General features: G+C 72.2%; 14 protein-coding genes. 9 read left to right on the top strand and 5 right to left on the bottom strand.

The genetic code is table 11. From position 1 onward, the window contains the following. The coding region (locus ACFIF2_RS16465; protein ID WP_369179363.1) for a mycoredoxin at positions 1-240 on the bottom strand (240 nt) is incomplete at its 3' end. A 188-nt stretch (positions 241-428) separates the two neighbouring features. Between ACFIF2_RS16465 and ACFIF2_RS16460 the strand changes: the two genes are divergently transcribed. The 4 genes from ACFIF2_RS16460 (at position 429) to ACFIF2_RS16445 (ending at position 3,986) form a co-directional block, all read left to right on the top strand. Continuing rightward, positions 429-2,627, top strand: coding sequence for an ATP-dependent DNA helicase UvrD2 (locus ACFIF2_RS16460; protein ID WP_395573380.1), 2,199 nt, complete (start codon positions 429-431; stop codon positions 2,625-2,627). Between the two features lie 163 nt (positions 2,628-2,790). Continuing rightward, positions 2,791-3,123: a hypothetical protein gene (locus tag ACFIF2_RS16455; protein ID WP_395573379.1), complete on the top strand. Its 333-nt coding sequence runs from the start codon at positions 2,791-2,793 to the stop codon at positions 3,121-3,123. 174 nt (positions 3,124-3,297) lie between these two features. Beyond that, complete coding sequence (locus ACFIF2_RS16450) at positions 3,298-3,666, top strand: WhiB family transcriptional regulator (RefSeq protein WP_395573378.1); 369 nt, start codon at positions 3,298-3,300, stop codon at positions 3,664-3,666. Then, positions 3,663-3,986, top strand: a complete 324-nt coding sequence (locus tag ACFIF2_RS16445) for a hypothetical protein (RefSeq protein ID WP_395573377.1) — start codon at positions 3,663-3,665, stop codon at positions 3,984-3,986. The genes ACFIF2_RS16450 and ACFIF2_RS16445 overlap by 4 nt, the downstream gene beginning before the upstream one ends. 67 nt (positions 3,987-4,053) lie before the next feature. Here ACFIF2_RS16445 and ACFIF2_RS16440 read toward each other — a convergent pair whose 3' ends face one another. Both ACFIF2_RS16440 and ACFIF2_RS16435 read right to left on the bottom strand, forming a co-directional pair. After that, a complete protein-coding gene (locus ACFIF2_RS16440) occupies positions 4,054-5,442 on the bottom strand; it encodes an ABC1 kinase family protein (RefSeq protein WP_395573376.1) in 1,389 nt (462 codons plus the stop codon). Then, on the bottom strand, positions 5,435-6,649 hold the full coding sequence (locus ACFIF2_RS16435) for a TOMM precursor leader peptide-binding protein (RefSeq protein ID WP_395573375.1): 1,215 nt from the start codon (positions 6,647-6,649) through the stop codon (positions 5,435-5,437). The genes ACFIF2_RS16440 and ACFIF2_RS16435 overlap by 8 nt, the downstream gene beginning before the upstream one ends. Positions 6,650-6,914: 265 nt before the next feature. On the opposite strand from ACFIF2_RS16435, the gene ACFIF2_RS16430 reads away from it, so the two are divergent. From ACFIF2_RS16430 to ACFIF2_RS16415, 4 genes are all read left to right on the top strand, one after another. Beyond that, positions 6,915-7,511 (top strand): M48 family metallopeptidase, encoded by a 597-nt coding sequence (locus ACFIF2_RS16430; RefSeq protein WP_395573374.1) that lies wholly within the window; start codon positions 6,915-6,917, stop codon positions 7,509-7,511. A gap of 162 nt (positions 7,512-7,673) precedes the next feature. Then, positions 7,674-9,407 (top strand): TerD family protein, encoded by a 1,734-nt coding sequence (locus tag ACFIF2_RS16425; RefSeq protein ID WP_395573373.1) that lies wholly within the window; start codon positions 7,674-7,676, stop codon positions 9,405-9,407. A gap of 13 nt (positions 9,408-9,420) precedes the next feature. After that, positions 9,421-10,101 carry an AIM24 family protein gene (locus ACFIF2_RS16420; RefSeq protein ID WP_030974882.1) on the top strand — a complete coding sequence of 227 codons (681 nt, stop codon included), beginning with the start codon at positions 9,421-9,423 and terminating at the stop codon, positions 10,099-10,101. A 17-nt stretch (positions 10,102-10,118) separates the two neighbouring features. Beyond that, positions 10,119-10,874, top strand: coding sequence for an AIM24 family protein (locus ACFIF2_RS16415; protein ID WP_395573372.1), 756 nt, complete (start codon positions 10,119-10,121; stop codon positions 10,872-10,874). A gap of 61 nt (positions 10,875-10,935) precedes the next feature. Here ACFIF2_RS16415 and ACFIF2_RS16410 read toward each other — a convergent pair whose 3' ends face one another. Beyond that, positions 10,936-11,451, bottom strand: a complete 516-nt coding sequence (locus tag ACFIF2_RS16410) for an NUDIX hydrolase (RefSeq protein WP_395573371.1) — start codon at positions 11,449-11,451, stop codon at positions 10,936-10,938. Beyond that, the gene (locus ACFIF2_RS16405; protein ID WP_395573370.1) at positions 11,448-12,914 is read right to left on the bottom strand and encodes a zinc-dependent metalloprotease; all 1,467 of its coding nucleotides are present in this window, start codon (positions 12,912-12,914) and stop codon (positions 11,448-11,450) included. The genes ACFIF2_RS16410 and ACFIF2_RS16405 overlap by 4 nt, the downstream gene beginning before the upstream one ends. A 192-nt stretch (positions 12,915-13,106) precedes the next feature. On the opposite strand from ACFIF2_RS16405, the gene ACFIF2_RS16400 reads away from it, so the two are divergent. Continuing rightward, positions 13,107-14,228 (top strand): SDR family oxidoreductase, encoded by a 1,122-nt coding sequence (locus ACFIF2_RS16400; RefSeq protein ID WP_395573369.1) that lies wholly within the window; start codon positions 13,107-13,109, stop codon positions 14,226-14,228. Positions 14,229-14,293 lie beyond the last annotated feature (65 nt).

Below are 14,293 nucleotides of genomic sequence, written 5' to 3'. Positions count from 1 at the left end.
CGCGCCGATCTTCTGCTTCACCTGCGCCAGCGAAGGGTTCGTCAGCGTCGAACCGTCCGGGAAGAGAACGGTCGGCACCGTCTGGTTCCCGCCGTTCGCCTTCTCCACGAACGCGGCGGACTCCGGGTCCTGCTCGATGTTGATCTCGGTGTACGCGATGCCCTCGCGGTCCATCTGGCCCTTCAGCCGACGGCAGTAGCCGCACCACGTGGTGCTGTACATCGTCACAGTGCCCGGCATGTCTCTCGTGCTCCTTCGGCGGCTCGGGAATGAGTGCGCACCGGGTGAACGTCCGCGGCGGCGCCGCCATTCCCGGCGCGGCTCCGGAGCGCCCGCGGCACGTGACGCCGGTCGCATTGATACGACTATCAGTGCGCCCCTGTGGACAACCGGCTCACCCGTCTCCCGCGACCTGGCAGCATGTCTGTGTGACAGCAGCAACGCACTCCACCCTCTTCCCGCAGGTACCGGACACGGCCGACGCGGTGCTCGAAGGGCTCGACCCCGAGCAGCGCGAGGTGGCGACCACCCTGCGCGGCCCGGTGTGCGTGCTGGCGGGCGCCGGCACCGGCAAGACCAGGGCGATCACCCACCGCATCGCCTACGGGGTGCGCGCCGGCATCCTCCAGCCCTCCAGCGTGCTCGCGGTCACCTTCACCAACCGCGCCGCCGGTGAGATGCGCGGCCGGCTGCGCCAGCTCGGCGCCGGGGGCGTCCAGGCCCGCACCTTCCACTCGGCGGCGCTGCGTCAGCTCCAGTACTTCTGGCCGAAAGCGATCGGCGGCTCCCTGCCCAGGATCGTCGACCGCAAGATCCAACTCGTCGCCGACGCGGCCGCCGCCTGCCGCATCCGCCTCGACCGGGGCGAGCTGCGCGACGCCACCGCCGAGATCGAGTGGTCCAAGGTGACCCAGACCGCCCCCGCCGACTACGCCGCCGCGGTGGCCGAGGCCGGCCGGGAGGCGCCCCGGGATCCGGCCGAGATCGCCCAGCTCTACGCCGCCTACGAGGACCTCAAGCGCGGGCGCGGTGTCATCGACTTCGAGGACGTGCTGCTGCTGACGGTGGCCGTCCTCCAGGACCGGCAGGACGTCGCCGAACAGGTCCGCGCCCAGTACCAGCACTTCGTGGTCGACGAGTACCAGGACGTCAGCCCCCTCCAGCAGCGGCTGCTGGAGCTGTGGCTCGGCGACCGCGACGACCTGTGCGTGGTCGGCGACGCCAGCCAGACGATCTATTCGTTCACGGGAGCAACCCCCGACCACCTGCTCGACTTCCGGGCCCGCCACCCCGGAGCCACCGTCGTCAAGCTGGTCCGCGACTACCGCTCCACCCCCCAGGTCGTCCACCTCGCCAACGGTCTGCTCGCCCAGGCGCGGGGCCGCGCCGCCGACCACCGCCTGGAGCTGGTCTCCCAGCGCTCCGCGGGCCCCGAGCCCGTCTACGCCGAGTACACCGACGAGCCGGCCGAGGCCGAGGGCGCCGCCCGCCGCATCCGGGAACTCATCGACTCGGGCGTTCCGGCCGCCGAGATCGCCGTGCTCTTCCGGACCAATTCCCAGTCGGAGACCTACGAGCAGGCGCTCGCCGACGCCGGGGTCCCCTACCAGCTGCGCGGAGCCGAGCGCTTCTTCGACCGTCCCGAGGTGCGCAAGGCCAACAGCTCGCTCCGGGCCGCGGCCCGCTTCGGCGGCAACGACGCCCTGCTCGACGACGCCGTCGACCTGCCCTCCCAGGTGCGCGCGGTGCTGTCGGGGGAGGGCTGGACCCCGCAGCCCCCGGCCGGGTCCGGCGCCGTCCGTGAACGCTGGGAGTCGCTGGCCGCCCTGGTCAACCTCGCCCAGGACTTCGCCGCCGCCAGAGCGGGCGCAACGCTCGGCGACCTCGTGGCCGAGCTGGACGAGCGGGCGGGCGCCCAGCACGCCCCGACGGTGCAGGGCGTCACCCTTGCCTCACTGCACTCGGCCAAGGGCCTGGAGTGGGACGTCGTCTTCCTGGTCGGTGTGGCCGAGGGCATGATGCCGATCACCTACGCAAAGACCGACGAGCAGATCGAGGAGGAGCGCCGTCTCCTCTACGTCGGTGTCACCCGCGCGCGCGAACGCCTGCACCTGTCCTGGGCGCTCGCCCGCTCGCCCGGCGGCCGTCCGAGCCGTCGTCCGAGCCGCTTCCTGAGGGGACTGCGGCCCGGCTCGGGCACGGCGGGCGGGCGTCCGGCCGCCGGTGGCCCCGGAGGTGTCGAGCGAGGCTCCGGCGGCAGCGCCGCGGTCGCCGCCCCGAGACGGACCCAGCGGACCCCGGCCCGCTGCCGGGTCTGCGGACGCACGCTCACCGACGCGGGCGAGATGAAGCTGATGCGCTGCGAGGACTGCCCGTCCGACATGGACGAAGGCGTGTACGAGCGGCTGCGCGAGTGGCGCGCGGTCCAGGCGGGACGCAGTGGACAGCCCGCGTTCTGCGTCTTCACCGACAAGACGCTGATGGCCATCGCCGAGTCGGTCCCGGAGGACGAGCGCGAGCTGGCACGGATCCCGGGCGTCGGGGCACGCAAGCTCAACCGCTACGGAGCCGATGTCCTCGCCATCTGCGCAGGCCAGGACGGAGCGGGACTTGACGGGGCGGGCTGATTCCAACTCGTCGAAAAAATAGTTTGCGCATGCCCCAGGAATCCCCATAGGTTCTTGGTCACGGGAACAGTGGCCTTCCCGGAGGCCCTGAATCCGTGTTGTACTTGCATATCCGCGGACTGGTTCGCCCAGTCCCCCGAGACGCCGAGAGGAGGCGAGCCCAGTGATCAGCATCAACACCAGCTCCATCGTCAGCTCCACCGCCAAACTGACCGATCGCTCGGCCGTCTCCCTGTGTGTCCTCGGCGCTTCCAACCCGGGCACCGGTCTGTCCGGCATTCGTGCCGTGCGTCCGGCCTCCGCCTCCGTTGTGCCCGCGGGCCTTCCCGTCCGTGAGCGCAGCGAGCGACCGACCAAGGCACTGGAAGCAGCAGTAACGGCACAGGCGCAGGCCTATGCCTTTACCGCGACCGGTGCCGGATTCCGGAAGCAGACGACGCAGCACCACCTGATGTGGGCCTTCCGTGGGCCAGAACCCTGGAGTGATCCAGCCTGACTTGATCAGGCCGGCGCCTTCAGGGCCGCGGAACCCCATCCGGGATCCGCGGCCCTTCTGTTTGTCCCCGAACGGGGACGACAGCACGAAGGAGCCTCGGGACAAGAAAAGAACCCGGTACCAAAGCCGCCACCCGGCCGACCGGCCGGAACGACCAGACGAGGAAGACACCCCGTGCAACTCGAAGCGCACGCCCCGTCCGTACCGCACTCCGAGACGATCCCCAAGCCCTGTTCCACGGAGGACCCCACCTTGACCCCGCTCACCGCGCTGACCGCGCTCGACGACGCCATCGAGAACCTCGGGGTGCCCGTCCCCTGCCGTTCCTACGACCCGGAGGTCTTCTTCGCCGAGTCGCCGGCGGACGTCGAGTACGCCAAGTCCCTCTGCCGCACCTGCCCGCTGATCGAGGCCTGCCTGGCCGGCGCCAAAGAGCGGCGCGAGCCGTGGGGCGTCTGGGGTGGCGAGCTGTTCGTGCAGGGTGTCGTCGTCGCCCGGAAGCGGCCTCGTGGCCGCCCGCGCAAGAACCCGGTCTCGGCATGAACATCACAGGAACGATCGACCGTCCCCTCACGTACGACCCCACGAAGCAGGCCCCGATGAAGCCGTCCACCCACGACATCGCAGGCACCACGCCTGAAGACTTCACCACCAGCGACGCGAAGGACTCGCGTCAGAACAGGACGCGTGAGATGCAACTCATCCCAGAAGCCCTGGCTCGTGCGCATATGCACGACCGCCTGCATGAGGCCGAGCGGGAACGCCGGGCCCTGAGCCTGGTGACCGCTCGCCGGATGCAGCGTCGGGCCGAGCGCGCCTCGCTGCGCGCCCGGCGTGCGCTCGCCATGGCGGTCATGCAGTAGAGATTCACCCGAAGCGGTGGCCTCCCGACGCGAAGCTCACCCCCACGGGGCGTTCGGCCCCGGAGACTCACGCCTCCGCAGCCGACTCCTCCCCGGCGTACTCGCCCGCCTCGTGCTCGTCCTCCTCGGGGACGAATCCCACCAGCCACTCCTCCAGCTCGTCGCGCAGCCGCACGGTCGCTCCCAGCTGGCACAGCACGCCGATGGTGCTCAAGGTCACGCGGTGGATGAGGAGATAGGCCGGCGGCAGGTTGAGCTGCTTGGCCAACTGGTACGCGGGGGAGCGGGGATCGCCGATCCGGGCCGCCTGGCTCCTCATCCAGCCGCGGGTGAACGTGAACGCGTCGACCCGGGCCGGTTCGATGATCGGCAGGAGGTAGTCGAGGACGGCGTCGGGGTCCAGCTCTATCGACTCCTTGACGAAGCCCTCCGCGCAGAGCATCTCGTAGACGGCGTCCGCCTCGCCGTCCAGCGTCATGCGCAGTGCCTCCCCTATCGGCTCGGGCAGTCCGCCCGGGAGGCGGTCGACCGTGCCGAAGTCCAGGACACCCAGGCGCCAGTCGTCCTCGCCCTCCGGCCCGCCGGGCAGCAGACGGAAGTTGCCGGGGTGCGGGTCGGCGTGCAGGAGCCCGGTGCGTGCCGGGCCCGAGAAGAGGAAGTGGGCCAGGAGCTGGCCGGCCCGGTCGCGCTGCTCCGGTGTGCCGTCCGCGATGACCTCCGACAGGGGGGTGCCGTCGATCCACTCGGTGACCAGCACCTGCTCGCACTGGTGGACGACGTCCGGCACCACGATGTCCGGATCGTCCGCGAACTCCTCGGCGTGCGTCCGCTGGGCCTGTGCCTCCAGGCCGTAGTCCAGTTCCTCGGAGACGCGGTCCTTCAGCTCCGTGATCAGCGGTTTGACGTCCATGCCGGGAACCAGGGGGCCCAGCAGGCGGGCGAAGCGGCTGAGCTGGTTCAGGTCGGACAACAGCGCCTCGCCGGCACCCGGGTACTGCACCTTGACCGCCACCTCGCGGCCGTCGTGCCACACCGCCCGGTGCACCTGACCGATCGAGGCGGCCGCGGCGGGCTTGTCCTCGAACTCCAGGAACAGGTCCTGCCAGTCCTCGCCGATCCGTTCCGCGAGGACGGCGTGCACCGTGCGCGTCGGCATCGGGGGTGCCGCCTCCTGCAGCTTGGTCAGCGCCGCCCGGTAGGGACCGGCGACCTCCTCGGGCAGCGCGGACTCGAAGACGGACAGGGCCTGTCCGAACTTCATCGCCCCGCCCTTGAGCTCGCCCAGCACCTTGAACAGCTGCTCCGCGGTCCGCTGCTGCAGCTGCTGGCCGACGATCTCCGCGGACTCGCCCACGATTCTCTTGCCCAGCCCCCAGGTAGCCCGCCCGGCGAAGCCGAGCGGGAGCGCGGCGAGCTTGGCGGTCCGGGTGACCGCCTTGCGCGGAAGATCAGACATGCGCCCTCCAAGTCCCAGCCGGCCGTGCCGGTTCTGCCTCGCGGCGTACTTCCGTCGACGGCCCTTGCCCAGCCATTGTCGCGCGCTGCTCCCGATCCTCGGGTGTGTGTTCCCGCTTACCTTTTCCGGCGGCCCCGCAGGGACACGCGGGATGCGCCCGGACCGGCCGTGTCCGCCATCGCAGACCGGGCAGCGAGACCTCCCAGCGCACGCCGGTACTCGAGGGAGTCCGTCCGTCCAGGAAGGCGAGCGCGTGGGCCGCAGCCAGTCCGGCGACCGTGGTGGCCAGGGAGAGGTCACAGGGCCGCACCTGCTGCCGGCCGCCGGAGCGCCACTGCGCCACCAGGCGGGCCCAGGCCGGATCCCGGTCGGTGCGGTCCGCGTGCAGACAGCCCGCGCATCCCGTCTCGCCGGGCAGGACGAGGGGGCCGACGACACCGGTGCCCTCCACGACGCCGGCGTACAGGTGAGGCGTGCCGGAGGCCATGAGCGGTTCCACGGCGGCCGGGTCGGGGGTGTGCACCGCCACGTCGTCGCGCGGGGCGACGACCACCAGGGAGAAACCCGCGGCACCGTCCTCGGGCGAGGAGGCGGCGCGCCGGCGCGGGGGCCGGTCGGGGGCGGCCCGGCGGACGACACGGCGGGCCGTCTCGTCCCGGCGGTCGCCGACCGCCTCGGCGGGGAGCCCGCCGGGAGCGACGTCCCAGGGCTCGACGCGCCCGCCGTCGAGCACGTCGACCTCACCGACGCCCGCGCCCGACAACAGCCCGGCCAGCACCGCGCCCACCCGCCCCGCGCCCCGCACCCGGACCCGCACGGCGCGCCGGGCGGCCAGCTGTCTCATCGCGTCCCCGGGTGCGGAGGTGGTCAGGGACAGCGAGGCCAGGTCGGGGCGGAGCCGGTCGAGGACCTCCTTCTTCTCCCGCAGGGCGTCGGCGTCCGGCCCGCCGCCGCGGGAGTCGTCGAGGAGCCCGGCCCGGGCCAGCCCCTCCACCACCCGGTCGACGTGTCCGTCCGGCAGGTCCATGCGGCGTCCCTCCTCGCGCAGGAGATCCGGTCCGCGGGTGCCGTTGAGCAGGTCCAGGAAGCTGCCCGTCGCCGTGTCCACCGGGCCGAGCGTCAGCGCGTGCGCCGGTGTCATCCCGAACTGCACCGTGTTGAGATCACGCCAGCCGCGCCTGAGCGCGGGCTTCACCATCGGATGCATGCCTGGTCCCCCCGTACTTCTCCGGACGTCCTCGGACGTCCCCGTGCGGCCGGCGGGAGGTCGTCGCGGGCCGGTTGGTGCTCCGGGCCGCGGATCCGCCGGCGAGTGCCAGCATGCCTGGCTGCGCGGCGGGGCGTCGAAAGTTGTCCACAGGCGGCACTGTTCGTCGTACAAATCAGTCGTACACCTCACCGCAAGGCCGGGGATCCGCACCGAACCATTCCGGAGCCGGGACTTCCCCGTGTGCAGCGGGTAACGTCGTGGCGTGTCCGCCGACCCACTGCACCGCGCCGGGGCGCCCCAGCGCACACCGACGAACCCGCCGCCTCACGGCTCGGGAGTGAGCGCGATCGAGGTCCGCAGGAGCACCCGGCGCCGCCGGACGGTCTCCGCGTACCGCGAGGGCGATCGCACCGTCGTGCTGATCCCCGCCCGGATGTCCGAGGCGGAGGAGCAACGCTGGGTGACCGTCATGCTGGACAAGCTGGCCGCGCAGGAGAGCAAACGCGTCCTCGGCGACGCCGAGCTGGCCGCGCGCGCGGAGCGCCTGTCGGAGCAGTACTTCGGCGGACGGGCCCGGGCCGCCTCGGTCCGCTGGGTGACGAACCAGAACACGCGCTGGGGCTCGTGCACCCCGGCCGAGGGAAGCATCCGGTTGTCGCACCGCCTCCAGGGCATGCCCGAGTACGTCGTCGACTACGTCCTCCTCCACGAGCTGGCGCACCTGCTCGTCCCCGGGCACGGGCCCCGGTTCTGGCGGCTGCTGGAGGCGTACCCCCGCACCGAGCGCGCCCGCGGCTACCTGGAGGGCGTGGTCGCCGCCGACCGGCTGCCGCACGTCCCCGGCGCCCGCAGCGAGTAGCGCGCGCCCCCCGAGCGCGCGCCCCCGAGCACGCCCGGCGCGGTGTCCGGCACGGGCGCGCACGGGTTGTGTACCGGGTCTGTACCGACATCCTCCGGTGTCGGCGTTTGCAGTTAGCCTGGCGCGACGCACTCACATTCGGATGGGGGACGGTCGTAACGCATGGCCAGGGAATTCCAACGCGGCCACAAGGCCAGGATCAGTGACCTCACCGCGGGCACGGATCTGTACGTAGGCGTGCAGATCTCCGGCCCCGGGCTGAGCTTCGACATCAGCTGCTTCGGACTCGACGCCGACGAACGGCTCTCCGACGACCGGTACTTCGTCTTCTTCAACCAGCCGAAGACCCCCGAGGAGTCCATCCAGCTCCTGGGTGCGCAGGCGGGCGACACGGAGTCCTTCCGGGTCACCCTCGACAGGATCCCGCCGCGGATCCAGAAGCTGTCCTTCACGGCGACGATCGACGGCGCCGGGCAGATGTCGCAGGTCGGCCCCGGATACATCCGGATCGTCGCGGGCGGCGAAGAGGTGGCCCGGTACCCGTTCAGCGGGTCCGAGTTCTCCACCGAGCGTGCCGTGATGCTGGGTGACTTCTATCTGAAGGACGTGTGGCGTTTCGCCGCCGTGGGGCAGGGCTTCGACGGCGGGCTGGACGCCCTGCTGAGGAACTTCGGCGGCGAGGTCGCCGAGGAGGAGCCGCCCGCGCCGCAGCAGGCACAGCAGCCGCAGGGCGGCGCCGTGCCGGGCTTCGCCCCGCCCGCCCAGACCTCGGCACCCCCGGCGTTCGGCGCCCCCAGCGCCCCCGCCCCGGCTCCGGTGCCCGCGCCCGCTCCCGCGCCGCAGGGCTTCGCGCCTCCGCCGGGAGCCACGCCGCCCGCAGCCACGCCGCCCCCGGCCCCCGCTCCGGCACCGGGGCCCGACGTGCACGCCGCGCAGACCATCGTCGCCCCCATGCACACGCCGCCGGGCGGCTCCCCGGTGCCGCCGCCGGCCCCGGCGCCCGCGCCCTACGGGCAGCCGGCACAGCCCGGTCAGCAGCCGTCGCCGTACGGCCAGGTCCCCGGCCAGACCGCCCCGCCGCCCCCCGGGTACGGTCAGCCTCCGGCCCCCCAGGCCCCAGGTCCGCCCCCCGGCTACGGTCAGCCGTCCCCGCCTCCCGGCTACGGCCAGCAGGCCCCTTATGGAGCGCCGCAGGGCGCCCCGCAGGCCGCGTCGCCGCAGCTCGCGCCCCAGGGAGCCGGTGTGACGGCCGCGCTCCAGCAGTTCCGCGAGACGGCGACCGGGCAGCGCTGGACCCAGCAGAACAAGAAGCTGGTCCGTGTCGACCTCGGCGCGGAAGGCCAGCCCGTGCTGGCCCGGCAGGGCAGCATGGTGCTCTACCAGGGCAAGGTCGACTTCAGCTACAAGGGCGCCGGATTCGCCGGCCGGGTCGTGGGCAACGCCACCGGCCAGGAGATGCAGCTGATGCGCTGCACCGGCAAGGGACAGGTGTTCCTCGCCGACAACTCCTCGATGCTGCACCCCATCGAGCTCCAGGGCGACGCCATCTGTGTCTCCGCGGAGAACGTCCTCGCCTTCGACGAGAGCCTCCAGTACGAGGTCCGCCGCATCGAGGGGCACGGCATCCCCGGTGGCGCGCTGTTCACGATGCAGTTCCAGGGCACCGGCACGATCGTCGTCAAGACGCACGGCGTGCCCGTGGTGCTGCCGGTCACGCCCACCACGTTCGCCGACTGCAACGCCGTCGTCGCCTGGTCGGCCGCCGCCCAGGTGGTCGTCTCCAGCCAGGTGCGAATGCGCCGCAATTCCTACGCCGGTGACACGGGCGAGAGCGTGAACCTGCAGTTCCGGGCGGCACCCGGCAACTTCGTCGTCGTCCAGCCGTACGAGATCTGAGGGAGAGCCCGACATGAACCAGCCGCTCGCGGGCTACGCTCCCGCACCGGTCACCGCGCGCATGGAGAACCACGGCAACCACATGCTGAAGGTCGCCATGCAGACCGGCAACGACCTCCTCGCGCGCGTGGGCTCGATGGTCGCCTACGAGGGCTTCGTCCAGTACGAGCCCAACCCGCCGGCCGTCCGCCAGATCGCCAAGGACTGGATGACCGGCGAGGGCGCTCCCCTGATGAAGTGCTCCGGCGACGGACTGCTCTACCTCGCCGACTACGGCGCGAACGTCGTCGTCATCAACCTCAACGGCGACGGGATCTCCGTCAACGCCACCAACCTGCTCGCCTTCGACGCCCACCTGACGTGGGGCGTGGAGCGGGTCAAGGGCCTGGCGAAGTTCGCCGGACAGGGCCTGTGGAACACCAAGATCTCCGGGCAGGGCTGGGTCGCGCTCACCTCCCGGGGCAAGCCGATCGTGGTGGACTGCGGCGGTGGCGAGGACGAGACGTACGTCGACCCGGACGCGCTCGTCGCCTGGTCCCCGAACCTCAAGGTGAAGGGCAAGCGCAGCTTCAAGGCGCAGTCACTGATCGGCCGCGGCAGCGGCGAGGCCTACCAGATGGCCTTCTCCGGTCAGGGCATCGTCGTCGTCCAGCCCAGCGAGGACAGCACCGACCGTCTCCGGGTCCGGGGCTGAGGGGGAGCCAGAACATCATGCAGAGCCCGCTTTTCGCCTACAACGACCAGCAGACCCAGGAAGCCTGGAGCCTGCAGAACAAGCACATGCTCCGCGTCGCCCTGACGGGCCACGACGACGTGCTCGCCCGCAAGGGCACGATGGTCGCCTACCAGGGGCTCGTCGAGTTCGACGCCGAGTACCAGAGCAACAACCAGTCGCGCGCGCGTGCCCGCACCGGTGAGGGTCTGGACCTGATGCGCTGCCACGGGCAGGGCACGGTCTTCTTCGCGAACCTGGCCCAGTGCGTCCACGTGATGGAGGTCGACCAGGAGGGCCTGACCGTCGACAGCAGCTACGTGCTGGCGATGGACTCGTCCCTGCATCACGAGGTCATCGCGGTGGACAGCCTCTACGGCATCTCCGGCTCGGGGAAGTACCAGCTCAACATCACCGGCCGGGGCAAGGTGGCCCTGATGACCTCGGGCTCCCCGCTGCTCATGCGGGTGACGCCCGACAAGTACGTCAACTGCGACGCCGACGCGATCGTCGCCTGGTCGACCGGCCTGCGCGTGCAGATGCAGGCCCAGACCCACTCCTCCGGGGTGTGGCGGCGCCGGGGCAGCACCGGTGAGGGCTGGGAGCTGAGCTTCATGGGCAGCGGCTTCGCCCTCGTCCAGCCCAGCGAACTGCTGCCGCCGCAGAACGCGCAGATCGGCTCGGGCGCCGCCGCGCAGTACGGCATGGGCCAGCAGGGCGCCCGGGGGCAGAACCAGGGCAACGTCTGGAGCTGAGCGCGCCGGACTCGTGCACAGTCCGTAAGGGGTGATCGCAAGGCGGTCACCCCTTACGGCGTCACAGCCGGGCGCGGGTCGCCTCCAGCAGGCGTACGACCGACTCGTCGGCCACGTCGGCGACCTCGTCGTACGGGAACCAGCGCAGGTCGAGGGACTCGTCACTGATGGCCTCCACGGCGTCCGCCGGGGCCAGGGCCGCGTACTGGACGTCCAGGTGCCAGGCGCAGGGCGTGTGGTGGCGGTCCAGCCGCACGGGGCCGCCGGGCAGCAGGGTCAGTCCGGCGATGCCCGACTCCTCCGTGCCCTCGCGCAGAGCGGCCCGCGCCAGGGTCTCGTCGACCGGCTCGCAGTGGCCGCCCATCTGCAGCCACATGCGCAGCTTCCTGTGCAGGGTGAGCAGGACCCGCCCGCGCGCCGGGTCGACGACCAGGGCGCTCGCCGTGACGTGCCCGTCCCCGCAGGCCTTCCACATGCCGTCGGGGTGCGTCGCGAGATGGTCCAGGTAGACCTGGCGCAGCTCGTCCTGGCCCTCGTACTCCTTCAGGACCAGGACCGCGTCGTCGTGGAGGCTCACTCGGTGCCGTCGTCCTTGCCGCCGGCCCCGGGCTCGGTCCGGCCCTGCTCGTCCGGGCCCTTGCCGTCCTTCTTCTTCAGGTCGGGCTTGCCCGCGGCCTCGCCGAGCATCTTGTCCAGCTCGGAGAAGTCGAGCTGCTCGCGGTGGACGAAGCCGTCGGGGTCGTCCAGGTCGGTGGCCGTCGGCAGCATGTCCGGGTGGGCCCACAGGCCGTCCCGGCCGTCGACACCGCGCGCGTCCGTCAGGGACGCCCACAGGCGGGAGGCGTCGCGCAGGCGGCGCGGGCGCAGCTCCAGGCCGATCAGCGTGGCGAACGTCTGCTCCGCCGGGCCGCCCGAGGCGCGACGGCGGCGCAGGGTCTCGCGCAGCGCGTCGGCCGAGGACAGGCGCGGCTTGGCGGCGGCGTGCACCACCGCGTCCACCCAGCCCTCGACCAGTGCCAGAGCCGTCTCCAGGCGGGCCAGGGCCGCCTTCTGCTCCGGGGTGTCCTCCGGCTGGAACATGCCCTGCTGGAGAGCTTCCTGCAGCTGCTCGGGGTTCTGCGGGTCGAACTGGCCGACCACGTCCTCCAGCTTCGCGGTGTCGACCTTGATCCCGCGCGCGTAGCCGTCGACCGCGCCGAACAGGTGCGAGCGCAGCCACGGCACGTGCGCGAAGAGGCGCTGGTGGGCGGCCTCACGCAGGGCGAGATACAGCCGCACCTCCTCCTGCGGCACGCCGAGGTCCTTGCCGAACGCCTCGATGTTCACCGGCAGCAGCGCGGCCTTGCCGACCGGGCCGAGCGGCAGGCCCACGTCGGTCGAGCCGACGACCTCACCGGCGAGCACGCCGACGGCCTGCCCGATCTGCGTGCCGAACATGGCGCCGCCCATGGAGCGCATCATGCCGATCAGCGGGCCGGCCATGGCCTGCATCTCCTCGGGCAGCACGTCGCCCATGGCGGTGCCGACGCGCTCGGCGACCGGGTCGACCAGCTCCCGCCACGCGGGCAGCGTCGCCTCGACCCACTCCGCGCGGCTCCACGCCACCGCGGTGCCCGCGCCCGACGGCAGCGCGGTCGCGTCGTCCAGCCACAGGTCGGCCAGGCGGACGGCCTCCTGGACGGCATTGCGCTCGGCGGGGCCGACGCTGGCGTCCTTGGTGCCGTCCGGTGTGCCCTGGGAGACCGTCTGGCGGGCGATCTGCTTGGCCATGTCCCAGTTCACCGGACCGCCCTCGTAGGAGAGCATCTGACCGAGCTGCTGGAACGCGGCGCCCAGGTCGGTGGGGTTCATGGAACCGAACATGGCGGCGAACGGATTGTCCGCGCCGGGGCCGCCCAGGCCTCCGGCTCCGGTCATGCCGAAACCGAACGGGTTGGCCGGTCCCTGACCACCGCCGCTCTGCTGGTCCTTCTTCTTGCCCTCGTCGCCGTCGTCCGGCTCCTCCGGCGGAAGGCCGAATCCGAATGGGGTGTCACTCACGGGGTTCCTCGGCTGGTAAGGCCGCCGGTTCTTTCCGGCGGCACGGCTGCCCGACTTCACCACCCAGCGTAGACACCCGGGGCGGATCGGGCCTCGGTGCTTCGCCGACTGACGGCCTGCGGCAGGATGGATGCCACCTGGTACGTACGCGTCGAGCGCGCCCGTACTGAAGACAACCGCTGGAGACGCCCGGTGAGTTCCCCAGATCCGCAGGTTCGCGCAGCGCGAAACCAGTCAACCAGTTCCCCCCGCCCCGGCGCGCGCGGACCCGTCGTCGCGGTCACCGGTGCCGCGTCCGGGATCGGGGCGCTGCTCGTCGAGCGGCTCGCCGCGTCCGACGAGGTCAGGCAGGTCGTGGCCATCGACGAACGGCGCGGCGAGTGCGCGGCGGCGCGGTGGCAGATCCTGGACGTGCGGGACCCGGCCATCGCGGAGAAGCTGCGCGGCGCCGACGTGGTCGTGCACCTGGCGCTCGATCTCGACCTGGAGACCGACGCCGCCGCCCGGACGGCCTACAACGTCCGGGGGACGCAGACCGTCCTGACCGCCGCCGCGGCCGCCGGGGTGCACCGGGTCGTGCTGTGCACCTCCGCGATGGTCTACGGCGCCCTCCCGGACAACGAGCTGCCGCTGTCCGAGGACGCCGAGCTGCGCGCCACCGCCGAGGCCACGGGCGTCGGCGACCTGCTGGAGATCGAGCGCCTCGCGCGGCGCGCGCCGCGGGCGCACCCCGGCCTCAACGTGACCGTCGTCCGGCCGGCCGTGCTGGTCGGAGGCATGGACACCGCGCTGACCAGGTACTTCGAGTCCCCCCGGCTGCTGGTCGTGGCCGGGTCGCGGCCCGCCTGGCAGTTCTGCCACGTCGACGACCTGTGCAGCGCCCTGGAGTACGCCGTCCTGGAGAAGGCCGACGGGGAACTCGCCGTCGGCTGCGACGGCTGGCTGGAGCAGGAGGAGGTCGAGGAGCTCAGCGGCATCCGCCGGATGGAGCTGCCGTCGACGGTGGCGCTCGGCGCGGCGGCCCGCCTGCACCGGATCGGCCTGACGCCCTCCCCGGCCGGGGACCTGGCGTACACGATGTACCCCTGGGTGGTGAGCGGCAGCCGGCTGCACGACGCCGGGTGGCGGCCCAAGTACACCAACGAGGAGGTGCTCGCCGAACTGCTGGAGGAGGTCTCCGGGCGGCACACGGTCGCCGGGCGGCGCCTCGGACGCAAGGACGCGACGGCGGCGGGTGCCGCGGGCGCGACGGTGGCGCTGCTGGGCGCGGCCGCGGTGGTGCGGCGGGCGCGGAAGGCACGGCGACGGATCTGAGCACGACACCGGGCGCCGGTCCGAGCCGGTCATCCGCCCTGTAGAGGCTCCGGACCTGTAGGAGG

Source organism: Streptomyces sp. BK79 (genome assembly GCF_044142145.1).
Lineage (GTDB): Bacteria > Actinomycetota > Actinomycetes > Streptomycetales > Streptomycetaceae > Streptomyces.
The sequence above is the reverse complement of the archived record's forward strand: the minus strand, read 5'-3'. Positions and strand labels throughout refer to the sequence as shown.